The 23,952-nt window shown below is 60.7% G+C and carries 21 protein-coding genes; 15 read left to right on the top strand and 6 right to left on the bottom strand.

Annotated features, from left to right (window positions below):
• Positions 1-211 precede the first annotated feature (211 nt).
• Together BFP96_RS29720 and bfr are read left to right on the top strand one after the other, a co-directional pair.
• Positions 212-430: a bacterioferritin-associated ferredoxin gene (locus BFP96_RS29720; protein WP_083216687.1), complete on the top strand. Its 219-nt coding sequence runs from the start codon at positions 212-214 to the stop codon at positions 428-430.
• 200 nt (positions 431-630) lie between these two features.
• Entirely contained in the window at positions 631-1,101 is a 471-nt protein-coding gene (gene bfr, locus BFP96_RS25200) for a bacterioferritin (RefSeq protein WP_065891908.1), read from the top strand.
• A gap of 68 nt (positions 1,102-1,169) precedes the next feature.
• Here the strand turns inward: bfr and grxD are convergent, their stop codons facing one another.
• Together grxD and BFP96_RS25190 are read right to left on the bottom strand one after the other, a co-directional pair.
• Complete coding sequence (gene grxD / locus BFP96_RS25195; RefSeq protein WP_027604591.1) at positions 1,170-1,508, bottom strand: Grx4 family monothiol glutaredoxin; 339 nt, start codon at positions 1,506-1,508, stop codon at positions 1,170-1,172.
• A 99-nt stretch (positions 1,509-1,607) separates the two neighbouring features.
• On the bottom strand, positions 1,608-3,716 hold the full coding sequence (locus BFP96_RS25190; RefSeq protein WP_065937229.1) for a molybdopterin oxidoreductase family protein: 2,109 nt from the start codon (positions 3,714-3,716) through the stop codon (positions 1,608-1,610).
• Positions 3,717-4,149: 433 nt separating this feature from the next.
• Here BFP96_RS25190 and argF point away from each other — a divergent pair, with 433 nt between their 5' ends.
• Positions 4,150-5,070, top strand: a complete 921-nt coding sequence (gene argF / locus BFP96_RS25185; protein WP_065885995.1) for an ornithine carbamoyltransferase — start codon at positions 4,150-4,152, stop codon at positions 5,068-5,070.
• Positions 5,067-6,110, top strand: a complete 1,044-nt coding sequence (locus BFP96_RS25180; protein WP_065891905.1) for an ABC transporter ATP-binding protein — start codon at positions 5,067-5,069, stop codon at positions 6,108-6,110. Before argF ends, BFP96_RS25180 begins: the two co-directional genes overlap by 4 nt.
• Positions 6,111-6,257: 147 nt before the next feature.
• Here BFP96_RS25180 and ybaK read toward each other — a convergent pair whose 3' ends face one another.
• A complete protein-coding gene (gene ybaK / locus BFP96_RS25175) occupies positions 6,258-6,728 on the bottom strand; it encodes a Cys-tRNA(Pro) deacylase (RefSeq protein WP_065891904.1) in 471 nt (156 codons plus the stop codon).
• Positions 6,729-7,053: 325 nt separating this feature from the next.
• Here ybaK and BFP96_RS25170 point away from each other — a divergent pair, with 325 nt between their 5' ends.
• From BFP96_RS25170 to BFP96_RS25120, 11 genes are all read left to right on the top strand, one after another.
• Entirely contained in the window at positions 7,054-7,908 is an 855-nt protein-coding gene (locus tag BFP96_RS25170) for an MIP/aquaporin family protein (protein WP_065934519.1), read from the top strand.
• Positions 7,909-7,984: 76 nt separating this feature from the next.
• Positions 7,985-9,490, top strand: coding sequence for a glycerol kinase GlpK (gene glpK, locus BFP96_RS25165; protein ID WP_065891902.1), 1,506 nt, complete (start codon positions 7,985-7,987; stop codon positions 9,488-9,490).
• A gap of 83 nt (positions 9,491-9,573) precedes the next feature.
• Positions 9,574-10,329: a DeoR/GlpR family transcriptional regulator gene (locus BFP96_RS25160; protein ID WP_057724781.1), complete on the top strand. Its 756-nt coding sequence runs from the start codon at positions 9,574-9,576 to the stop codon at positions 10,327-10,329.
• Between the two features lie 223 nt (positions 10,330-10,552).
• On the top strand, positions 10,553-12,091 hold the full coding sequence (glpD, locus tag BFP96_RS25155) for a glycerol-3-phosphate dehydrogenase (RefSeq protein ID WP_065937228.1): 1,539 nt from the start codon (positions 10,553-10,555) through the stop codon (positions 12,089-12,091).
• 378 nt (positions 12,092-12,469) lie between these two features.
• The gene (locus BFP96_RS25150; RefSeq protein WP_065885989.1) at positions 12,470-13,396 is read left to right on the top strand and encodes a glutamate/aspartate ABC transporter substrate-binding protein; all 927 of its coding nucleotides are present in this window, start codon (positions 12,470-12,472) and stop codon (positions 13,394-13,396) included.
• Positions 13,397-13,589: 193 nt separating this feature from the next.
• Complete coding sequence (locus BFP96_RS25145; RefSeq protein ID WP_065885988.1) at positions 13,590-14,336, top strand: amino acid ABC transporter permease; 747 nt, start codon at positions 13,590-13,592, stop codon at positions 14,334-14,336.
• The gene (locus BFP96_RS25140) at positions 14,336-15,007 is read left to right on the top strand and encodes an amino acid ABC transporter permease (protein ID WP_046071144.1); all 672 of its coding nucleotides are present in this window, start codon (positions 14,336-14,338) and stop codon (positions 15,005-15,007) included. Before BFP96_RS25145 ends, BFP96_RS25140 begins: the two co-directional genes overlap by 1 nt.
• Positions 15,004-15,738, top strand: coding sequence for an amino acid ABC transporter ATP-binding protein (locus BFP96_RS25135; RefSeq protein WP_065885987.1), 735 nt, complete (start codon positions 15,004-15,006; stop codon positions 15,736-15,738). The genes BFP96_RS25140 and BFP96_RS25135 overlap by 4 nt, the downstream gene beginning before the upstream one ends.
• A 157-nt stretch (positions 15,739-15,895) precedes the next feature.
• Positions 15,896-17,797, top strand: coding sequence for a sensor histidine kinase (locus BFP96_RS25130; RefSeq protein WP_065937227.1), 1,902 nt, complete (start codon positions 15,896-15,898; stop codon positions 17,795-17,797).
• Positions 17,794-19,131: a sigma-54-dependent transcriptional regulator gene (locus BFP96_RS25125; protein ID WP_065937226.1), complete on the top strand. Its 1,338-nt coding sequence runs from the start codon at positions 17,794-17,796 to the stop codon at positions 19,129-19,131. Before BFP96_RS25130 ends, BFP96_RS25125 begins: the two co-directional genes overlap by 4 nt.
• On the top strand, positions 19,131-19,469 hold the full coding sequence (locus BFP96_RS25120; protein ID WP_065891898.1) for a GlpM family protein: 339 nt from the start codon (positions 19,131-19,133) through the stop codon (positions 19,467-19,469). Before BFP96_RS25125 ends, BFP96_RS25120 begins: the two co-directional genes overlap by 1 nt.
• Positions 19,470-19,591: 122 nt before the next feature.
• Here the strand turns inward: BFP96_RS25120 and BFP96_RS25115 are convergent, their stop codons facing one another.
• Genes BFP96_RS25115 through BFP96_RS25105 form a run of 3 tightly spaced genes read right to left on the bottom strand, consistent with a single transcriptional unit; the run spans position 19,592 to position 23,881 of the window.
• Complete coding sequence (locus tag BFP96_RS25115) at positions 19,592-20,989, bottom strand: sigma-54-dependent transcriptional regulator (RefSeq protein ID WP_065898213.1); 1,398 nt, start codon at positions 20,987-20,989, stop codon at positions 19,592-19,594.
• On the bottom strand, positions 20,979-22,757 hold the full coding sequence (locus tag BFP96_RS25110) for a sensor histidine kinase (RefSeq protein ID WP_065898214.1): 1,779 nt from the start codon (positions 22,755-22,757) through the stop codon (positions 20,979-20,981). The genes BFP96_RS25115 and BFP96_RS25110 overlap by 11 nt, the downstream gene beginning before the upstream one ends.
• The gene (locus tag BFP96_RS25105) at positions 22,757-23,881 is read right to left on the bottom strand and encodes a GNAT family N-acetyltransferase (RefSeq protein WP_065937225.1); all 1,125 of its coding nucleotides are present in this window, start codon (positions 23,879-23,881) and stop codon (positions 22,757-22,759) included. The genes BFP96_RS25110 and BFP96_RS25105 overlap by 1 nt, the downstream gene beginning before the upstream one ends.
• Positions 23,882-23,952 lie beyond the last annotated feature (71 nt).

Raw genomic sequence — 23,952 nt, 5'->3', positions numbered from 1 at the left:
GTAACAGGACCAGCGTCGAGTCTGCCGTGTAGTGGCGACAGACCTGTGACGCGGTCACGCTTCGTGAAGACCGACCATCATACACCGAAAAAACCGTTCGTCAGCGCGCAGGCAATACCCAAGGGACAGTCGACGAAACTATTTTGACAATCATTCTCGTTAACATTAAGATCCATCGCACTTAAGCCCTAAACCCGCGACGGTTCTCCTTATGTATGTGTGCCTCTGTACTGGCGTCACCGACGGACAAATCCGCGAAGCAATCTATGAAGGTTGCTGCAGCTACAAGGAAGTGCGTGAAACCACCGGCGTTGCCAGCCAGTGTGGAAAATGCGCATGCCTCGCCAAGCAAGTGGTGCGGGAAACCCTTACGCAGTTGCAGACAGCCCAGGCTGCGGCACCGTATTCAGCAGAATTTACACACGCTTAAATAGGCGTGTTTTAAAGAACCGGACCCTGTGTCCGGTTTTTTTATGCCTGAAATTCAATTAGTTAGCGTCAAGACGCGGAACACAAACATTCTTATTCCGATTAATTTTCATTTATTATTCAATAACTTAGGTTTGACACCGGGATTGTCGCCGCTCAAACTCCGCCCATACACAGCTATTACAGGGCAGGACCCCAGTCATGAAAGGCGACATCTCAGTCATCCAGCAACTCAACAAAATCCTTGCCAATGAACTGGTCGCGATCAATCAGTACTTTCTGCATGCACGCATGTACGACGATTGGGGCCTGGAAAAGCTGGGCAAGCGCGAATACAAAGAATCGATCAAGGCCATGAAAGACGCCGATGCGCTGATCAAACGCATCCTGTTCCTGGAAGGCCTGCCGAACGTGCAGGACCTGGGCAAGCTGAATATCGGCGAGCACACCCAGGAAATGATCAGCAGCGACCTGGGCTTTGAACGCAAGAGCCACAGCGACCTCAAGGCCGCCATCGCTCACTGCGAAGCCACGGGCGACTATGGCAGCCGCGAATTGCTGGAAGATATCCTTGAAGACCAGGAAGAACACATCGACTGGCTGGAAACCCAACTGGGCCTGATCGACAAAGTCAGCCTGGAAAACTACCTGCAATCGCAGATGGGCGAATAACCCCAAGCGTTCAGGTACAAAAAAGCCCCGCTCTCTGATGAGAAGCGGGGCTTTTTATTGCAAGCCAATCAAGCGTCGGTCTTGGCCGCCGCGTTTGCTGCTGCGTCTTTGATCAGCGCCTGCAACGAGCCATCAGCTGCCATTTCAGTGATGATGTCGCTACCGCCGACCAGTTCACCGGCTACCCACAGCTGCGGGAACGTCGGCCAGTTGGCGTACTTTGGCAGGTTCGCGCGGATTTCAGGGTTTTGCAGGATGTCCACGTAAGCGAACTTCTCGCCACACTGCATCACAGCCTGGGAAGCCTTCGCGGAAAAACCGCACTGGGGAGCGTTTGGCGCGCCTTTCATGTAAAGCAGAATGGTGTTGTTGGCAATCTGCTCTTTGATCGTTTCGATGATATCCATGGAACACCTCTGCAGGAACTTTGCGACTCACGGGTCGGCACGGTGGCGCATTGTAACGCAAAAAACCTGCTGGATGCTCGGGCGCGCCGACAGCCAACCTCAAGCTGCCGAAACGTTCACCGGTACGCCGTTGAGCGCCGCATTGCCCGACAGCTCGTCCAATTGCCGCTCGTCGGTCAAGTCGTTGGCACTCGCCCCGGGCTGGCCGCTGGCGATGCTCATCTGCACACCCGGGCGCCCGTGCCCCCAGCCGTGGGGCAGGCTGACCACGCCTGGCATCATGTCGGTGCTGGCCACCACCTCGATTTCGACCATGCCGATGCGCGAACTGACCCGCACCCGCTGACCGTCGCTCAATTGCCGACTGGCCAGGTCGTCGGGGTGCATCAACAGTTGGTGGCGCGGTTTGCCCTTCACCAGTCGGTGATAGTTATGCATCCAGGAATTATTACTGCGCACATGGCGACGGCCAATCAGCAGCAGTTCGTCAGCCGCCGGTTGCGGTTGCGCGGCAAAGCGCGCCAGGTCAGCCAGGATCACCGCCGGCGCCGCCTGCACCTTGCCGTCGACGGTTTTCAGCCGCTCGGCCAGGTTGGGCTTGAGCGGCCCCAGGTCAACACCATGGGGATGATCGGCCAGCATCGCCACTGACAGCTTGTGCGCAGAGGCATCGCCGTAAGTCCCGGCGCGCAGTCCAAAGTCGATCATCTGCGCGGGCGGCATCGTCGGTTTGAGCACCACGCCGGTATGCGCCGCAAACGCCTTGGCCAGGCCGACGAAAATTTCCCAGTCGTGCAGCGCACCGTCAGGCTTGGGCAGGATCGCGCGGTTGAAGCGCGTGACATTGCGCACCGCGAACATATTGAAGGTGGTGTCGTAGTGATCATTCTCCAATGCCGATGTGGACGGCAGGATCAGGTCGGCATAGCGCGTGGTCTCGTTGATGTAGAGGTCGACACTGACCATGAACTCCAACCCCTCCAGCGCCTGCTCCAGCTGACGGCCGTTGGGCGTCGACAGTACCGGGTTGCCGGCCACCGTCACCAGGGCGCGGATTTGCCCCTCACCTTCGGTGAGCATTTCCTCGGCCAAGGCAGACACCGGCAGCTCGCCGCCGTATTCAGGCCGCCCGGATACGCGGCTTTGCCAGCGGTTGAAATGCCCGCCTCCGGTCGACGCCACCAGGTCCACCGCCGGCGTGGTACACAAGGCGCCGCCCACGCGGTCCAGATTGCCGGTGACCAGATTGATCAACTGCACCAGCCAATGACACAGCGTGCCGAATGCCTGGGTCGAGACGCCCATGCGCCCGTAACACACCGCCTTGTCCGCTGCGGCGAAGTCACGCGCCAACTGGCGGATCTGTTCGGCAGGCACCGCGCACTGACGGCTCATGGCCTCGGCGGTGAACCCGGCGATCGCCTGGCGCACACTTTGCAGCCCCTCAACCGGCAAATGGCTGTCGCGGGTCAACCCTTCTGCAAACAGCGTGTTGAGCAGCCCGAACAACAAGGCCGCATCGCCGCCGGGGCGCACGAACAGATGCTGATCGGCAATCGCCGCCGTTTCACTGCGGCGCGGGTCGACGACCACCACTTTTCCACCCCGGGCCTGAATCGCCTTGAGGCGCTTCTCAACATCGGGCACGGTCATGATGCTGCCATTGGAGGCGAGCGGGTTACCACCCAGGATCAACATGAAGTCGGTGTGGTCGATGTCCGGAATGGGCAGCAACAGGCCATGGCCGTACATCAGGTGACTGGAGAGGTGATGGGGCAGTTGGTCCACCGAGGTTGCGGAGTAGCGGTTACGGGTCTTCAGCAGGCCAAGAAAGTAGTTGCTGTGGGTCATCAACCCGTAGTTGTGCACGCTGGGGTTGCCTTGATACACCGCCACCGCATTCTGCCCATGCCTGGCCTGGATGCCCGCAAGGCGTTCGGCGACCAGCGCAAACGCGTCTTCCCACGGGATCGGTTGCCACTCGCTGCCCACGCGCAACATGGGCTGGTGCAGGCGGTCCGGATCATTCTGGATATCCTGCAATGCCACGGCTTTGGGACAGATGTGCCCGCGACTGAACGTGTCCAGCGGGTCACCCTTGATTGAGGTGATCGACAGGCCGCCGTCGTCGTCTCGGGTGGTTTGCAGGGTCAGGCCGCAGATGGCTTCGCACAGGTGGCAGGCACGGTGATGGAGAGTCTTGGTCATGGCCAGTCTCTTTTATAAGGGCTTTGTTCAACTATGGGCCGCACCTACGCGGTGCGCCAGCAACGTTCGCGCGGTGAATCGGCGGCTATAGGCCAGGGCATGGCTAAACGTGAGCAAATGTTTCAGAAACCTCCTGCAAGCGCCGTAAACCGACGCAACACGCGCCACAGGCGCCCCTGCGCATTGCCAAAGGTCTCGGGGCCAGTGTACAAATGGGCCGCTGCTGTCAGGAAACCGTCTTCAAACGCGCTTCGGCGCCCTGCTTGAACACCTCTAAAAATCGTAGCCCTATTGGTAAGACGCGACATTTAATGTCAATATCGCGCCTTCCCCTATTTCGTCGCCCCGTGCGGCTTTCGCCGCAGGTCTCGCCCGTTGTCACAATAAACAAGGCTTTGAGTATCTGCGGTCTGTTGCAAAAAGGTAGTTAATGATGAGCGCAAGGCACTTTCTCTCCCTGATGGATTGCACGCCCGAAGAGCTGGTCAGCGTGATCCGTCGAGGCATTGAGCTTAAAGACCTGCGTAACCGCGGCGTACTGTTTGAGCCTTTGAAAAATCGCGTGCTCGGGATGATTTTCGAGAAGTCCTCGACCCGCACCCGCCTATCCTTCGAAGCCGGCATGATTCAGCTGGGTGGCCAGGCTATCTTCCTGTCGCCACGCGATACCCAATTGGGCCGTGGCGAGCCGATCAGCGATTGCGCCATCGTGATGTCGCGCATGCTCGACGCCGTGATGATCCGTACCTTCGCCCACAGCACCCTGACCGAATTTGCCGCCAACTCGCGCGTGCCGGTGATCAACGGCCTGTCCGATGACCTGCACCCGTGCCAGTTGCTGGCCGACATGCAAACCTTCCTCGAACACCGCGGCTCGATCCAGGGCAAGACCGTGGCCTGGGTCGGCGACGGCAACAATATGTGCAACAGCTATATAGAAGCGGCCATCCAGTTCGACTTCCACCTGCGCATCGCCTGCCCCGAGGGTTACGAACCCAGCGCCGAGTTCATGGCCAAGGCCGATGGCCGTGTGCAACTGCTGCGCGATCCGAAAGACGCGGTGGTCGGCGCCCATCTGGTCAGCACCGACGTTTGGACCTCCATGGGCCAGGAAGACGAAACCGCCAGGCGCCTGGCCCTGTTCGCGCCATTCCAGGTGACCCGCGCCCTGCTCGACCTGGCCGCGCCGGACGTGTTGTTCATGCACTGCCTGCCCGCCCACCGTGGCGAGGAAATCAGCCTGGACCTGCTCGACGACCCGCGCTCGGTCGCCTGGGACCAGGCCGAAAACCGCCTGCATGCGCAAAAGGCCCTGCTCGAATTCCTCGTGCCGCCGTCGTATCACCACGCATGAGCCAGCCATTACTGCTGAGCCTGCGCAACCTGGCATGCGGCTATCAAGATCAACGGGTGGTGCAGAACCTCAACCTGCACCTCAACGCGGGCGACATCGGCTGCCTGCTCGGCTCCTCGGGCTGCGGCAAGACCACCACCCTGCGCGCCATTGCCGGGTTCGAGCCGGTGCACGAAGGCGAAATCAGCCTGGCGGGCGAAGTGATCTCCAGTGCCGGTTTCACGCTGGCGCCGGAGAAACGTCGTATCGGCATGGTGTTCCAGGATTACGCGTTGTTTCCTCATCTGAGCGTGGCCGACAACATCGCCTTCGGCATCCGCAAGCACCCGCACAAAGAGCGTGTGGTCGCCGAGTTGCTGGAACTGGTCAACCTCAAAGACTTGGGCAAACGCTTCCCCCACGAGCTTTCCGGTGGCCAGCAACAACGCGTCGCCCTCGCCCGCGCCCTGGCGCCGGAACCGCAATTGCTGCTGCTGGACGAGCCGTTTTCCAACCTGGATGGCGAACTGCGGCGCAAGCTCAGCCATGAAGTGCGCGACATTCTCAAGGCGCGCGGCACCAGTGCGATCCTGGTCACCCATGATCAAGAGGAAGCCTTCGCCGTCAGCGACCATGTGGGCGTTTTCAAGGAGGGTCGTCTTGAGCAATGGGATACGCCCTACAACCTCTATCACGAGCCGCAGACGCCGTATGTGGCGAGCTTTATCGGCCAGGGCTATTTCATTCGCGGGCAATTGAGCTCGCCCGAGTCCGTCAGCACCGAGCTGGGCGAGCTGCGTGGCAACCGTGCCTATACCTGGCCGACCGGTGGCGCGGTGGATGTATTGCTGCGACCGGATGACATCGTCTACGCGCCGGACAGTGCGCTGAAAGCGCGGATTGTCGGCAAGACCTTCCTCGGCGCGTCAACGCTATACCGCCTGCAACTTGCGACGGGCGCGCAGTTGGAGTCGATTTTTCCCAGCCATGTCGATCAGCAGGTCGGGGCGGATGTGGGCATTCGAGTGGCTGCCGAGCATCTGGTGCTGTTCCAGGCGTAAGCAGCTACCTGAAAAAACTGGTTTAAACCTGTAGGAGCGAGCTTGCTCGCGAAAAACTCACAGGCACCGCGTTCATTCAGGAAGTACGCGTTATCGTTGACGTTTTTCGCGAGCAAGCTCGCTCCTACTGGCATTAGGGCGAGCCCATCAGGCCCGGCCAATCGGCGCGAACCTGGCTTGGGTATGTTCAGCCAACACCTCGGCCGGCAGCTCAACTTCCAGCCCGCGCCGGCCAGCACTGACAAAAATCGTTGCAAACGGCTGCGCGCTCACATCGATGAACGTGCGCAAACGCTTCTTTTGCCCCAAGGGGCTGATACCGCCCAATAGATACCCGGTGGAACGCTGCGCGGCCGCCGGGTCAGCCATTTCGACTTTCTTGACGCCTGCCGCATTCGCCAGGGCTTTGAGATCAAGACTTCCGACGACCGGCACCACCGCCACCAGCAATTCACCCTTCTCACTGCTGGCCAGCAACGTCTTGAACACCTGCGCCGGGTCGAGGCCCAATTTTTCCGCGGCCTCCAGGCCATATGACGCCGCCTTGGGATCATGTTCATAACTGTGGATACGATGTTCGGCGCGAACTTTTTTCAACAGGTCCAAGGCAGGCGTCATGTGGGCTCCGAAAGATCAAACTGACCGTCAATTCTAGGCCAAGCCTGCGCAAAACGCTCTAGTACAGTCGCTCAAGCGCATACACAGCTGACTCCTTCGATGATCATTCACCACACCAATAGTTAGGAAATGACCAACCGTTCACTTTCGACCTTTGACAGCGGTCATTCTTGTCTATATTTTTTCGTTTCCGAATGCTGTAGGAATAACTCCCCAGTACTCGAGCAGTAAGCCGTGACCAGGATGGGGATCCTCGCCACGGTGAAAATCGCGCAACCGCCCATTGAGGCAGTGCGCCAGACAAGAACAACAACTGAGGTTTTCCATGACAACTGCTCTTCAACAGCCCTCACTTTCGAGCCAATGCATGGCCGAATTCCTCGGCACTGCGCTGCTGATCTTCTTCGGTACCGGATGCGTCGCTGCGCTCAAGGTCGCGGGCGCCAGCTTTGGCTTGTGGGAAATCAGCATTATCTGGGGCGTCGGCGTCAGCATGGCGATCTACCTGAGTGCCGGTATTTCCGGGGCTCACCTCAATCCGGCGGTGAGTATCGCCCTGTGCATTTTCGCCGATTTCGAAAAGCGCAAACTGCCCTTCTATATCCTCGCCCAAATCGCCGGGGCCTTCTGTTCCGCTGCATTGGTGTACACGCTCTACAGCAATCTTTTTTTCGATTACGAACAAACTCACCACATGGTGCGTGGCTCCCAGGCCAGCCTGGAATTGGCCTCGGTGTTCTCCACTTATCCCCATGCACTGCTGAGTACGGCTCAGGCGTTCCTGGTGGAAATGGTCATCACCGCGATCCTGATGGGCGTGATCATGGCCCTGACGGACGATAACAATGGCCTGCCACGTGGCCCGTTGGCTCCACTGCTGATCGGCCTGCTGATCGCGGTGATTGGCAGCGCCATGGGCCCGCTGACCGGCTTTGCGATGAACCCGGCGCGGGATTTCGGGCCCAAGCTGATGACCTTTTTCGCCGGCTGGGGTGAAATGGCCTTCACTGGCGGCCGCGATATTCCTTACTTCCTGGTACCGATTTTCGCGCCGATTGTCGGCGCATGCCTTGGCGCTGCCGCGTATCGCGGGCTGATTGCCCGTCATCTGCCGAGCGCCGCACCTGCTATAGCTGAAACAACTGACACGGCTGTCAACGGCAAGACCCGTATTTCCTGAAAGCGCCAGCCAGGGTCCCTGCCCTTCGTGACCCCGGCTGATTTCTGACTTCCTTATTTCGTCCAAGGCAATTGACATGACCGACCTTCAGAATAAGAACTACATCATTGCCCTTGATCAGGGCACCACCAGTTCCCGGGCGATCATCTTCGATCGCGACGCCAACGTGGTCTGCACCGCCCAGCGTGAATTCACCCAGCATTACCCGCAAGCGGGCTGGGTCGAGCATGACCCGATGGAAATTTTCGCGACCCAGAGCGCGGTGATGGTCGAAGCGCTGGCGCAGGCCGGCCTGCACCATGACCAGGTCGCCGCCATCGGCATCACCAACCAGCGTGAAACCACCGTCGTGTGGGACAAAGTCACCGGCCGCCCGATCTACAACGCGATCGTCTGGCAATGCCGCCGCAGCACCGAGATCTGCCAGCAGCTCAAACGCGACGGCCACGAGCAGTACATCAATGACACCACCGGCCTGGTCACCGACCCGTACTTTTCCGGCACCAAGCTCAAGTGGATCCTCGACAACGTCGAAGGCAGCCGCGAGCGTGCGCGTAACGGCGAACTGCTGTTCGGCACCATCGACAGCTGGCTGATCTGGAAATTTACCGGCGGCAAGACCCACGTCACCGACTACACCAACGCCTCGCGCACCATGCTCTTCAACATCCACACGCTGGAGTGGGATGCGAAGATGCTGGAGATCCTCGACGTACCGCGCGAAATGCTGCCGCAAGTGAAGTCGTCGTCGGAAATCTACGGCCGTACCAAAAGCGGTATCGCCATCGGCGGCATCGCGGGTGACCAACAGGCTGCCCTGTTCGGCCAGATGTGCGTCGAAGCCGGCCAGGCCAAGAACACCTACGGCACCGGTTGCTTCCTGCTGATGAACACCGGCGACAAAGCGGTGAAATCCAAGCACGGCATGCTCACCACCATCGCCTGCGGCCCCCGTGGCGAAGTGGCGTATGCCCTGGAAGGCGCGGTATTCAACGGCGGCTCCACCGTACAGTGGTTGCGTGACGAGCTGAAGATCATCGCCGATGCCACCGACACCGAATACTTCGCCGGCAAGGTCAAGGACAGCAACGGCGTGTACCTGGTGCCCGCGTTCACCGGCCTGGGCGCGCCGTACTGGGACCCGTACGCCCGTGGCGCACTGTTCGGCCTGACCCGTGGCGTACGCGTGGATCACATCATTCGTGCTGCCCTGGAGTCGATTGCCTACCAGACCCGCGACGTGCTCGACGCCATGCAGCAGGACTCCGGCGAACGCCTCAAGGCCCTGCGCGTGGACGGCGGTGCGGTGGCCAACAACTTCCTCATGCAGTTCCAGGCCGACATCCTCGGCACCCAGGTCGAGCGCCCGCAGATGCGCGAGACCACCGCACTCGGCGCGGCCTACCTGGCCGGCCTGGCGTGCGGCTTCTGGAGCAGCCTGGATGAGTTGCGCGGCAAGGCGGTCATCGAGCGCGAGTTCGAACCGCAACTGGACGAGGGCGCCAAGGAAAAGCTCTACGCCGGCTGGCAAAAAGCGGTCAGCCGCACCCGTGACTGGGAGCCGCACGAAGGCGCTGAATAAGCCAACCGCAGGTTGTAACTGGCAGGGAGCGGATTCCTGCGTCATCATGGGCCACTTTTGTATGGCAGCCCAAAGGACGCCCCATGAATCTGCCTCCCCGCCAACAACAAATCCTCGAACTGGTCCGCGAACGCGGCTACGTCAGTATCGAGGAAATGGCGCAGTTGTTCGTTGTCACCCCGCAAACCATCCGCCGCGATATTAACCAGCTGGCGGACGCCAATCTGCTGCGCCGCTACCACGGCGGCGCGGCCTATGACTCCAGCGTCGAGAACACCGCGTACGCCATGCGTGCCGACCAGATGCGCGATGAAAAGCAGCGTATCGGCGAAGCCATCGCGGCGCAGATTCCCGATCACGCCTCGTTGTTCATCAATATCGGTACCACCACCGAATCCATCGCCCGTGCGTTGCTCAATCACCATCACCTGAAAATCATCACCAACAACCTCAACGTCGCCACCATGCTCAGTGCCAAGGACGACTTCGACGTGTTGCTGACCGGCGGCAATGTGCGGCGTGACGGCGGTGTGGTTGGCCAGGCAAGCGTCGATTTCATCAACCAGTTCAAGGTCGACTTTGCGCTGGTGGGTATCAGCGGCATCGATGAAGATGGCAGCCTGCTCGACTTCGATTATCAGGAAGTGCGGGTTTCCCAGGCGATCATCGCCAATGCGCGGCAAGTGATCCTGGCGGCGGACTCCAGCAAATTCGGGCGCAACGCCATGATTCGCTTGGGACCGATCAGCCTGGTGGACTGCCTGGTCACCGATCAGCAGCCGGTGCCGGCGCTGGTACAGGTGTTGAATGAGCATAAGGTTCGTCTGGAAGTCGTCTGACTTCTCGTTCCCACGCTCTGCGTCCGCTGTGACACAGAGCGTCATAGGCTGAATTCCCACGCGGAGCGTGGGAACTATCGGTTCACAAATTTTCCTTTCCCCGCCCTTCGATGAGTTTTTTCAATCGAAGTCGGCTGGCTGTGCCCGCATTTATCAGCTACCATTTTCGCAAATGAACATTAATGTTCGAATTCCAATACGAAAAGATCGCGAGGCCAAGCCGATGAACCCTTCTACCTTGCCTGCCCCACCGCTTGCCGAAGTCTATGATGTCGCCGTTATCGGCGGCGGGATCAATGGCGTCGGCATTGCAGCAGACGCAGCCGGTCGCGGTTTGTCGGTATTCCTTTGCGAAAAGGACGACTTGGCCAGCCACACCTCGTCAGCCAGCAGCAAACTGATCCACGGTGGCTTGCGCTACCTGGAGCACTACGAGTTCCGTCTGGTACGCGAGGCCCTGGCCGAGCGCGAAGTGCTGCTGGCGAAGGCGCCGCACATCGTCAAGCAGATGCGCTTCGTGCTGCCGCACCGTCCGCACCTGCGCCCGGCCTGGATGATTCGTGCCGGCCTGTTCCTGTATGACCACTTGGGCAAGCGCGAGAAACTGGCCGGTTCCAAAAGCCTCAAGTTCGGCGCCGACAGCCCGCTGAAAAGCGAAATCACCAAAGGCTTCGAATACTCCGACTGCTGGGTCGACGACGCCCGCCTGGTGGTGCTCAATGCCATGGCCGCACGCGAGAAAGGCGCCCATATCCACACCCAGACCCGCTGCATCAGTGCACACCGTAGCAACGGCCTGTGGGAAATGAACATGGAGCGCGCCGATGGCAGCCTGTTCTCGATCCGCGCCCGTGCGCTGGTAAACGCCGCAGGCCCGTGGGTCGCCAAGTTCATCAAGGAGGATCTGAAGCTGGATTCGCCTTACGGTATCCGCCTGATCCAGGGCAGCCACCTGATCGTGCCGAAACTCTACGAAGGGGCGCATGCGCACATCCTGCAGAACGAGGACCAGCGCATCGTCTTCACGATTCCGTACCTGAATCACCTGACCATCATCGGCACCACCGACCGTGAATACACCGGCGATCCGGCGAAAGTGGCTATCACTGAAGGTGAAACCGACTACATGCTCAAGGTGGTCAATGCGCACTTCAAGAAACAGCTGAGCCGTGACGACATCGTCCACACCTATTCGGGCGTACGTCCGTTGTGCAACGACGAATCGGATAACCCGTCGGCCATTACCCGCGACTACACCCTGTCGCTGTCCGGCGCTGCCGGCGAGGCACCGATCCTGTCGGTGTTCGGCGGCAAGCTGACCACGTATCGCAAGCTGGCTGAATCGGCCATGGCGCAACTGGCGCCGTACTTCACGCAAATGCGCCCAAGATGGACCGCCAAGGCCAGCCTGCCCGGCGGCGAAGACATGACCACGCCAGAAGCCCTGGCCGAGGCCATTCGCAGCAAGTTCGACTGGCTGCCAGGCGAAATCGCCCGTCGCTGGTCGACCACCTACGGCAGCCGCACCTGGCGCCTGCTGGAAGGTGTGCAGACCCAGGCCGACCTGGGTGAGCACCTGGGAGGCGGGCTCTACACCCGCGAAGTCGATTACCTGTGTGCTGAAGAATGGGTGACGCAGCCTCAGGACGTGCTGTGGCGCCGTACCAAGCTGGGCCTGTTCACCACGGCGGCGGAACAGGACAACCTGCAACGCTACCTGTCCCGGGTTGAACAGAACCGCAGCAAGATCGAAGCGGCCTGACCCCCTCCCTAGGCTGTAGAAGCGAGCTTGCTCGCGAAAAATCCGAGAGCGCCGCGTTTATCCAGAATAACCGCGGCGCTTTTGCGTTTTTCGCGAGCAAGCTCGCGCCTACCGGCAGCGGGTGTGACATTCGGTTTTCCGAACGTTATACGTCCTCTCTATTCGGTTAGCCGTACCTACGATGCAGACAGCGACTGTCACACAAAGTTAATTTCCATGTAATTCAATACGTTAAGCTTTTGTTTTCGGTATGGCACGACTCATGCTCTACACTTCCTGACGATTGCCCGAGACGCCTCAGGAGCCGTCAAGGCATTCGCTGTACAAGAGAGCCGTTTAGCTGGCTTCATAAAAAAAACAAATGTCGAGGAAGTATTGATGCGCATCGTTCCCCATATCCTGGGCGCAGCTATCGCTGCTGCTCTGATCAGCACTCCAGTTTTCGCCGCCGAACTCACCGGCACGCTGAAGAAAATCAACGACTCCGGCACTATCACTCTCGCTCACCGCGACAGCTCCATCCCGTTTTCCTACATTGCGGATGGTTCGGGCAAGCCTGTCGGCTACTCCCATGACATTCAACTGGCCGTCGTCGAAGCCCTGAAAAAAGACCTGAACAAGCCCGACCTGAAGGTCAAGTACAACCTGGTGACCTCGCAAACCCGCATTCCGCTGATCCAGAACGGCACTGCGGACCTTGAGTGCGGCTCCACCACCAACAACGCCGAACGCGCCCAGCAAGTTGATTTCACCACCAACATCTTCGAAATCGGCACCCGCCTGCTGGTCAAGAAAGACAAGGAAGGCAAGCCGTCCTACGCCGACTTTGCCGACCTGAAAGGCAAGAACGTCGTGACCACCGCCGGCACCACGTCCGAGCGCATCATCAAGGCGATGAACGCCGACAAGCAGATGGGCATGAACGTCATCTCCGCCAAAGACCATGGCGAATCCTTCCAGATGCTCGAAAGCGGCCGCGCCGTAGCGTTCATGATGGACGACGCCCTGCTGGCCGGTGAAGAAGCCAAGGCCAAGAAGCCGGACGACTGGGTCATCACCGGTACTCCGCAGTCCTTCGAAGCCTATGCCTGCATGGTTCGCAAAGGCGACCCGGACTTCAAGAAAGCCGTGGATGACGCCATTGTCAGCCTGTACAAATCCGGCGAAATCAACAAGATCTACGCCAAATGGTTCGAAAGCCCGATCCCACCGAAAGGCCTGAACCTCAACTTCCCGATGAGCGACAAGGTCAAGGAGCTGATCGCCAACCCAAGCGACAAACCAGCGCCAGAAGTAAAAATCTGATACCTGACTAAGCTTATCCCCTGAGGGAGCCACCCCTCCCTCAGGCGTCTGTTACTACCTGCTGGCTTTAACTTGGAACACTCGACCTGGCGGTTTTCGAGCCGATCGTGTGTGCCTGGCGTTCAACGTCAGGTGGGAAATGGCATTCCCCAAGCGGGTGCTTGTACATCGATCGATTTCGGGGGAGACCCTAATGAATTACAACTGGGACTGGAGCGTGTTCTTCAAGTCCACTGGCGTTGGCAGCGAGACTTATCTCGACTGGTACATCGCCGGCCTGGGCTGGACCATCGCCATCGCTGTCGTGGCATGGATTGTCGCCTTGCTGCTGGGCTCCATTCTGGGAGTCATGCGCACCGTGCCAAACCGCCTCGTAGCGGGCATCGCGACCTGCTACGTGGAACTGTTTCGAAACGTGCCGCTGCTGGTTCAGCTGTTTATCTGGTACTTCCTGGTACCCGACCTGCTGCCGCAGAACCTGCAGGACTGGTACAAGCAAGACCTCAACCCGACCACCTCGGCCTACCTGAGCGTCGTCGTGTGCCTGGGCCTGTTCACCGCCGCCCGTGTGTGTGAGCAAGTGCGCACCGGCATCCAGGCGCTGCCCCGTGGCCAGGAAGCCGCAGCTCGCGCCATGGGTTTCAAGCTGCCGCAGATATACTGGAACGTGCTGCTGCCCCAGGCCTACCGCATCATCATTCCGCCGCTTACCTCCGAATTCCTCAACGTGTTCAAGAACTCCTCCGTGGCGTCCCTGATCGGCTTGATGGAACTGCTGGCACAAACCAAGCAGACCGCCGAGTTTTCGGCCAACCTGTTTGAAGCCTTCACCCTGGCCACGCTGATCTACTTCACCCTGAACATGAGCCTGATGCTGCTGATGCGCGTGGTCGAGAAGAAAGTCGCAGTGCCCGGCCTGATCTCCGTGGGGGGTAAATAATGGACTTCGATTTCAGCGGGATCATCCCCGCGATCCCGGGCCTGTGGAACGGCATGGTCATGACCCTGCAACTGATGGTCATGGGCGTGGTCGGCGGCATCATCCTGGGCACGATCCTGGCGCTGATGCGCCTGTCGTCCAGCAAGCTGCTGTCCCGCGTGGCCGGCGCCTATGTGAACTACTTCCGTTCGATCCCGCTGCTGCTGGTCATCACCTGGTTCTACCTGGCGGTGCCCTTCGTGCTGCGCTGGATCACCGGCGAAGATACGCCGATCGGCGCGTTCACTTCGTGCGTCGTGGCGTTCATGATGTTCGAAGCGGCGTACTTCTGTGAAATCGTGCGGGCCGGCGTGCAGTCGATCCCCAAGGGACAGATGGCTGCCGCTCAGGCGATGGGCATGACCTACGGCCAGACCATGCGCCTGATCATCCTGCCCCAGGCGTTCCGCAAGATGACGCCGTTGCTGCTGCAACAGTCGATCATCCTGTTCCAGGACACCTCGCTGGTCTACACCGTGGGCCTGGTGGACTTCCTCAACTCCGCCCGCTCCAACGGCGACATCATCGGCCGCTCCAATGAGTTCCTGATCTTCGCCGGTGTCGTCTACTTCATCATCAGCTTTTCCGCCTCGCTGCTGGTCAAGCGTCTGCAAAAAAGGTTTGCCGTATGATCTCTATCAAGAACATCAACAAGTGGTATGGCGACTTCCAGGTGCTGACCGACTGCAGCACCGAGGTTAAAAAAGGCGAAGTGATCGTGGTGTGCGGGCCGTCCGGCTCGGGCAAATCCACGCTGATCAAGTGCGTCAACGCGCTGGAACCGTTCCAGAAGGGCGACGTTGTCGTGGACGGCACCTCGATTGCCGACCCGAAGACCAACCTGCCGAAACTGCGCTCGCGCGTGGGCATGGTGTTCCAGCACTTCGAGTTGTTCCCGCACCTGACCATCACCGAAAACCTGACCATCGCGCAGATCAAGGTGCTTGGTCGCAGCAAGGAAGAAGCCACCCAGAAGGGCCTGCAACTGCTTGAGCGCGTAGGCCTGTCGGCCCATGCCCACAAGCACCCGGGGCAACTGTCCGGTGGCCAGCAGCAACGTGTCGCGATTGCCCGCGCCCTGGCCATGGACCCGATCGTCATGCTGTTCGACGAACCGACCTCGGCGCTGGACCCGGAAATGGTCAACGAAGTGCTCGACGTGATGGTGCAACTGGCCCACGAAGGCATGACCATGATGTGCGTGACCCACGAAATGGGCTTTGCGCGCAAAGTGGCCGACCGCGTGATCTTCATGGACGCCGGCAAGATCATCGAAGACTGCCCGAAAGAAGAATTCTTCGGCGACATCAGCGCCCGCTCCGAACGTGCGCAGCACTTCCTTGAGAAAATCCTGCAGCACTAAAAGCAACTCGCTTCTCCCCTGTAGGAGCGAGCTTGCTCGCGAAAGACGACAACGTTAACGCGTGTATCCAGAATTAACGCGGTGCCTTTGAGTTTTTCGCGAGCAAGCTCGCTCCTACAGTTGGCAGGCGAGAAGTAGCTGACCCAAGGCATCTGTGATGAAATGCGACCCCACTCAATATCGCGCCGCGCCGCCATCACTTGCCGTGAAGCCTCGTCTGATACGCCAACTGTTCCTGCCACCGTTGATCATCGCCCTGATGATCGGCCTGGGTTTTATCGGCTTCTGGGTCAGTGAGTACTACGGCATCCGCACCCTCAGCGACAATAGCGGACGCCAGCTGGAGCTACATGCCCGCACCGTCGAAAGCGAACTGAGCAAATACACCTACCTGCCCAGCCTGCTCGAGCTCGAATCCAGCGTTTCGCTGCTCCTGGCCGATCCCAACCAGGAAACCCGCAAGACCGTCAACGATTACCTCGAAGGCCTGAACCGCCGCAGCCGCAGCCGGGCCATCTACGTCATGGACACCACCGGTCGGGTACTGGCCACCAGTAACTGGCGCGACGCCGACAGTTATCAGGGTGAAGACCTGTCCTTTCGCGCCTATTTCCAGAACGCCGTACGCGGCCAGCCCGGTCGTTTCTACGGCATTGGCAGCACCAATGGCGAACCCGGCTATTACCTGGCCCACGGCCTGGAAGAGCACGGCAAGATCATCGGCGTCGCCGTGGTCAAGGTGCGCCTGGAAGCGCTTGAGGAACGCTGGCAGCGCGCGCGCCTCGAAGCCTTCGTCAGTGACGAAAACGGCATCATTATCCTGTCCAGTGACCCGGCCCGCCGTCTCAAGGCGGTGCGCCCCCTGAGCGATGACACCAGGGACCGACTGGCGCACAGCCTGCAATATTACTGGGCGACCCTGAGTGCGCTGGAGCCCCTGGCCCGCGAGCGCTTGAACGAAGGCAGCGAAAAGCTGACCTTCCCGGCCAACAGCGAAGTGGTCAGCGACAAGCACGAAGTCAGCTACCTGGCGCAAACACGCCCGTTGAATGACACGCCGTGGAATTTCACCCTGCTCACCCCGCTAAATGACCTGCGCCGCGCCGCCATCAACCAGGGCATCCTGGTCGCCGTCGCGTTCGGCCTGGTCGCGTTTTTGTTGATTGCCTGGAACGAGCGGCGCAAGGTCATCGCCACCCGCCTCGCCGCGCGCGAAGCCCTGCAGGAAGCCAACAGCCAGTTGGAGCGACGGATTGCCGAACGCACCGCCGACCTGCGCGCCAGCAACGATCGCCTCAAGGGCCAGATCCGCGAACGGCGCCAGGCCGAAGAGACTTTGCGCCACGCCCAGGACGAGCTGGTGCAGGCCGGCAAACTTGCGGCAATCGGCCAGATGTCCACCAGCATCGCCCACGAACTGAATCAACCCCTGGCCGCGCTGCGCACCCTGTCCGGCAACACCGTGCGCTTCCTCGAACGCGGGGCCCTGGACACCGCGAGCGCCAACCTCAAGACCATCAACGAACTGATCGACCGCATGGGCCGCATCACCGCCAGCCTGCGCTCGTTTGCCCGGCGCGGTGACGACCAGGGCGAGGCGAGCCTGGCCAAGGCCGTGGACGCCGCGTTCCAGGTGCTCGGCGCGCGCCTGGACAGCGTGCCGCTGGCCGTGCACCGTGAGTTCGCCAATGTCCAGTTGCAGATCGATCAGACGCGCCTGGAGCAGATCCTGGTCAACCTGATCGGCAACGCCCTCGACGCGATGCAGGCGCAACCGGCGCCGCAGTTGTGGCTCGAAGGCCACAGTGCCGAGGGCAAGTATCGCCTGCGGGTGCGCGATAATGGCCACGGCATCGACCCCGAGGCGCGCAAGCATCTGTTCGAGCCGTTCTTTACCACCAAACCCGGCGAGCAAGGCCTGGGCCTGGGCCTGACCTTGTCTGCAAGCCTCGCGGCGGCCACCGGCGGCAGCCTGGCGGTGGAACATCCGGCCAGTGGTGGTACCGCGTTTGTCCTGAACCTGCCGTTGGCGGGCGCCGAAAAAGTTGAGTCGACATGAATATGCAAGCCCAAGCCCTCACTGTTCTGATCGTCGAAGATGACCCCCATGTGCTGCTCGGTTGCCAGCAAGCCCTGGCGCTGGAAGACATTCCCAGCGTTGGCGTGGGCAGCGCCGAAGAAGCCTTGACGCACATCGGCGAGAACTTCGCCGGGATTGTCATCAGCGATATCCGCCTGCCGGGCATCGATGGGCTGGAGTTGCTGACCCGCCTCAAGGCGCTGGATAAAAGCCTGCCGGTGGTGCTGATCACCGGGCATGGCGACATTTCCATGGCGGTCGGTGCCATGCGCAACGGCGCCTACGATTTCATGGAAAAGCCCTTCTCCCCCGAGCGCCTGGTGGACGTTGCCCGGCGCGCCCTGGAGCAGCGCGGGCTGGCGCGGGAAGTCTGGTCGCTGCGCCGCCAGCTGGCCGAACGCGACTCACTGGAGGGTCGCATCATCGGGCGCTCGCCGGCCATGCAGGCCCTGCGCGAACTGATCGCCAACGTCGCCGACACCTCGGCCAATGTGCTGATCGAAGGCGAAACCGGCACCGGCAAGGAGCTGGTCGCGCGTTGCCTGCATGACTTCAGCCGGCGCCATTCCCACCCGTTCGTCGCACTGAACTGCGGTGGGCTGCCGGAAAATCTGTTCGAAAGCGAGATATTCGGCCACGAAGCCAACGCCTTCACGGGCGCCGGCAAGCGCCGCATCGGCAAGATCGAGCACGCCCATGAGGGCACGCTGTTTCTCGATGAAGTGGAAAGCATGCCGATCAACCTGCAGATCAAACTGCTGCGGGTTCTGCAGGAACGCACTCTCGAACGCCTGGGTTCGAACCAGAGCGTGGCCGTGGACTGCCGGGTGATCGCCGCCACCAAGTCCGACCTCGACGAACTGAGCCGCGCCAGCCAATTCCGCAGCGACCTGTACTACCGGCTCAATGTGGTCACCCTGGAACTGCCGCCCCTGCGCGAGCGCCGTGAAGACATCCTGCAGTTGTTCGAACACTTCCTGCAGCAATCCTCGCTGCGCTTTGATCGTACCGCGCCGGAACTGGACAACCAGACGCTGTCGAGCCTGATGAGCCACAATTGGCCGGGCAACGTACGCGAACTGCGCAACGTCGCCGAACGCTTCGCCCTGGGCCTGCCCGCGTTCAAGAAAAGCGGCACGGGCGGCAGCACCCAGGGCCTGGCCTTTACCGAGGCGGTGGAAGCCTTCGAGCGCAACCTGCTCAACGATGCCCTGCAACGCAGCGGCGGCAACCTGACCCAGGCCAGCCAGGAACTGGGGATGGCCAAGACCACGCTGTTCGACAAGGTCAAGAAATACGGGTTGAGTCACTGATGGATCTATTTCTGAAAGCCGCGCTTGGCGCTGCGGTAGTGCTGATATTGGCGGCGCTGGCCAAGACCAAAAACTATTACATCGCAGGCCTGGTGCCGCTGTTTCCTACCTTTGCGCTGATCGCCCACTACATTGTCGGCAAGGGCCGCTCGGTGGAGGACCTGAAGACCACGATACTGTTCGGGATGTGGTCGATCATTCCGTACTTTGTGTACCTGGCCACGTTGTATGTGGTGGTGGATCGGATGCGGCTGGAGGCGTCGCTGGCAGTCGCCGCAGTCGCTTGGTTGATGGCCGCGACGATACTGGTCAGCATCTGGGTACGCGTCCACACCTGACACACCACAGTCCAACTGTGGGAGGGGGCTTGCCCCCGATTGCGGTGTGTCAGTCACCTTATCTTTAACTGACCCACCGCTATCGGGGGCAAGCCCCCTCCCACAGTTTCAATCACATTCGGTCAGCGGACTATTTTGTCGACCTGGATGCCAAGCTTCTTCAGGCGGTACCAGAAACTGCGCTCTGAAATCCCGATGCGCTGCGCCGCGGCGGCCTGTACCCCGTTGCTCTCCTGCAAGGCCGCCAGGATGTACGACTTCTCCACCTCCGCCAGCGCCGCATCCAGGTCCTGCGGTACACCCGGCCCATCGGCCAGGATTGTCGCCGCGCCGACATCGGCGGGCCTGGAGGCGAACAGGTAACCCGGCAAATCGATATCTTCGATCACCGACGACGCCGCCACGATGGTCGCCCGCTCCACGCAGTTTTGCAGCTCGCGGATATTGCCCGGCCAGTGGTACGCCGCCATGGCCTGCAAGGCTTCGGGGCTGAACCCGCTGATGCGTTTGCCGGTGGTCGCGCTGAGGGTGCGGGCGAAGTGCCGGGCCAGGGGCGTGATATCTTCCACACGCTCGCGCAGGGCCGGCAGCGGAATCGGGAAAACATTCAGGCGGTAATACAGGTCTTCGCGAAACTCCTTGTTGGCCACGGCGTCCAGCAGGTTCTTGTTGGTGGCGGCGATCACCCGCACGTCCACCTTGCGCTCGCGGGGGTCGCCCACCGGTTCGATAACCCGTTCCTGCAAGGCGCGCAGGATCTTGGCCTGCAAGGCCAACGGCATATCACCGACCTCATCGAGGAACAGCGTGCCCTTGTCGGCCTGCATGAAGCGCCCTACCCGATCAGCCACCGCGCCGGTGAACGCGCCTTTGCGATGACCGAACATCTCGCTTTCCAGCAAACCTTCAGGAATCGCCGCGCAATTGACCGCCACGAACGGCTGGTCGGCACGGCTGCCGTGCTTGTGAATGGCGCGGGCGACCATTTCCTTGCCGGTGCCGCTTTCGCCGGTCAGCAGGATGGTTGCGCTGCTGTCGCGCACCGAGTCCACCGCTTGCAGCACTTTGCGAAACGCCGGGCTGTCGCCCACCAGGCTGTCGAACTGGGCGTGCTCATCCAGCTCGGCGCGCAGCCGTGCGTTATCGCGCATGATGTCGCGAAATTGCAGGGCCTTGGCCACGGTGATATCGAGCTCGTCGATATCGAACGGCTTGGCAATGTAGTCGTAGGCGCCATTGCGCATCGATTGCACGGCATTTTTCACCGTGCTGTAGGCCGTCATCACGATCACCGGCACGTTTGGATAGCGCTGCTTGATCTCGGCCAGCAATGCCGGCCCGTCCATGCCCGGCATGCGCCAGTCGCTGATGACCAGGTCGATGTCCTCCTGCTCCAGCACTTTGAGCGCATGCAGGCCATTGCCGGCGGTAAACACCTGGATGCCGTTCTGGCTCAGTGCGGACGACAGCAGTTCACAGAGCTTGGGCTCGTCATCGACCACCAATACGTTATGCGTCATGCCCGTCCTCATCCTCGCCGTTGTCTTCACCGTTAGCCGGAATGTACAGGTTGAAGGTGGCGCCGGCATCTTTCTCGGTGACGCACTCGATGCTGCCGTCGTGACTTTCCATGATCGAATAGACCTTGGCCAGGCCCAGGCCTGTGCCCGAGGCCTTGGTGGTGACAAAGGGCGTGAAGATGCGCTCGACCATATCCGCCGGGATGCCCTCGCCGGTATCGGCGATGCTGATCACGGTATTGTCGCCTGCGCTGCGGATACCCAGGGTGAGGCGCCCGCCTTCGGGCATCGCGTCGATGGCGTTGAGAATCAGGTTGAGACAGGCCTGCTTGAGCTGCTTGGCGTCCGCGTAGATCGTGGCGTCGGGCGCCTGGTCGTCAATCTGGGCGTCGATGTTGTGGGTACTCAATTCCGGGGCGCAGAAACCGAGGATTTCCTCCACCAGCGAGCGTGCCGGTTGCAGGACGCGCATCGGCGGATTGGGCTTGGCGAAATCGAGGAATTCAGTGATCAGTTCGTTGATCCGGCTGACCTCGCTGATGACGTACTCCAGGTGGCGCTTGTCGGTGTCCGGCAGGTCGGCGCGACGATGCAGCAGTTGGGTGGCGGTCTTGATGATGCCCAGCGGGTTGCGGATTTCATGGGCCAGGCCCATGGCGACTTCACCCAGGGCATGCAGGCGGTCACGCCGGCGTAGCTGGGCTTCCAGATGATGCAATTCGCCCAGCCGTGCAGTCATGTGGTTGAACGTGCTGCTCAGTTGCGCCAGTTCGTCGCCGCCGCTGACCACGACGCGGTGCGTGTAGTTGCCGGAGATCACCGCGTTCACGCCCTGGGACAAGTCGCGCAGGGGCTGGGTCAGGCGTCGTGACACCCACATGCCTGCGGCCAGCGACAGCGCCGAGCTGACCAGGAAAATCAGCAGGAACAAATTGCTCTGGTTCACCAGCCCCACCAGGCTCGTGTGGCGCAGCAGGCCGCTGAAGATCACGCCTTGCAGCTCGCCGTCGTCGTTGAAGATCGGCCAGTACAAGCCGCTGTACTGAGTGGTGAACTGCTCGCTCGGCTGCCGGGTGCTGCGCAGCTCGGCTTCGACGTCTTTGGGAATGCGCGACGGGTGATTTTCGAAACGCTGAGTCGAGAATATCTCGGAAAAACCCGACGGGTTGGCCAGGTACAAGCGCAGGTCGAGGGAATGCACGTCGGCCACGCTGGTAAGGAAACTGCTGTCCAGGTAAGTCGCCACCAGCAGCAGATAATCGACCCCATCGCGGGTGGTCTCGAAGGTCGACACCACCAGGCCTGTGCTCAAACCGGCCACCTGTATGGTCTGCAACACCGCATTGCTGGTGAGGCTGATCTGCTTGACGATATCGTCGGCGGCGGTGCTGAACAGCACCTTGCGGTCGCTGGTACGAATCAGTGCCACCACATCGATGTCGGTGGCGCTGGCGATGTCGGCGGTGAGCTGGTCATGCCGTTCAGCCTGCCTGGATGAGGGTGGGCTGGCGTAGCGCAGGAACAGCTTGGCCATGCGCGCGTTATCGTGAAGGATATCGCCGATCTCGTCCTTGACGATCTTGGTCGACTCCTGCAGCCAGATGCGCACGTTACTGTCGAAAATCTGCGACAGCGTGGTGGCGGCCAGTTCCGCCGCGATCATGGTCGGGATCACGCTGACCAGCCAGAAGGCCAGCACCAGCTTGCGCTGCACGCTCCAGCGTGAAATGGCAAAGGGGCGGGCTTTCTGGCGGGTCTTGGTAATCATCAGGTTTCGCTTATCGCAGCAGCCATGGCAGGGTCGGAACGGTCCGGTCGGATAAACAGTTTTACAAGCGCGAGCAAGCCGTTGACCAGCCGATTGCGGTGGCGGAAAAACAGGCTGTTGCCCTGGAACTGGCAACCCAGGCGCAGTTTACTGGCATAACCGGCCTGGCCGCATTCGTACAGCGCAATATTGTGTTGAATACAGTAGTCGACATTGGTCAGCCAGCTGCGAAAGTACAGGTTGTACTCACGGCTGAACGTGATGTCATGCCCGAAAAACTTGTCGATCAGCCGATGCTCGTCAAGCAGCATCAGGTTGAACGCCACCAGGTGCTCGTCCACCCAGTAAAGAACACACACCGCACGCTCTTGCAGTTGCTCGAGAATCCCCGTGAAGTAACCGGCGGGCAGGCGTTCGAACTGCAAGTCCGCGCGTGTGAGTGTCGCTTCATAGAGGCGCATCACCTCGGGCAGCACGTCATCGATGTTGTGCCGCCACTCCACCCGTGGCCCCGGCGCGCGCAGTTTGCGCCGCAGGTCCTTGCGGGTGGATTTGCCCAGCGAGCCCAGGTAGGCATCCACCGAACCATAGGGTAGCGGCAACACGCCGGTGGGCAGGCTCGGCATGCTTTGAAAGCCTGCGGCGCGACAACTCTGGGCCCAGTGCGCATCGTGGGTCGGTGCGTCCTTGACCGCCAGCAGGCCGATGCCGAACCCGTCGGCATCGCGCCGCGCCGCGATGAGCAATTGCTCGAGCAACAGGGGCCTGCGCCCCTCGGGCACGTGGCTGGCGACACCCGCGTCACACCGTTCGGCCACCGGCGAGCCGATCGCGTACAGGGCCAACTGCAAGGCCCCCGGCCACAGGCGTTGCAAGCGCTCGGTCAAGCGTTTGCCGACCCCGGACACCGTGGTGTCGAGGCGATAATGGGTCATGAACGCGACCGCCACGGCCACCAGCGTTTGATCTTCGTAGACGGCCAGGTAACGCCACTGGAAGTCATCGATCGCGGCGTTTTCCACGGAGAGGTAATAGTCCCAGTCCTCCAGGGCACCGGGAAAACAGTCATTCCAGGCATCGCGCTGGATAGCCCGGATAGACGGGTAGGCTTGGGTGGTTATCACAGTTTTTCCTTATCAACACCGCCCCTGCTGCAGGAGCGAGCGTGCTCGCGAAAATCGCGCAGAGACCGCGT

The organism is Pseudomonas sp. 34 E 7, from assembly GCF_900005715.1.
Lineage (GTDB): Bacteria > Pseudomonadota > Gammaproteobacteria > Pseudomonadales > Pseudomonadaceae > Aquipseudomonas > Aquipseudomonas orientalis_A.
Note: the sequence above shows the minus strand (reverse complement) of the source record. Positions and strands in the feature narration are given on the sequence as shown.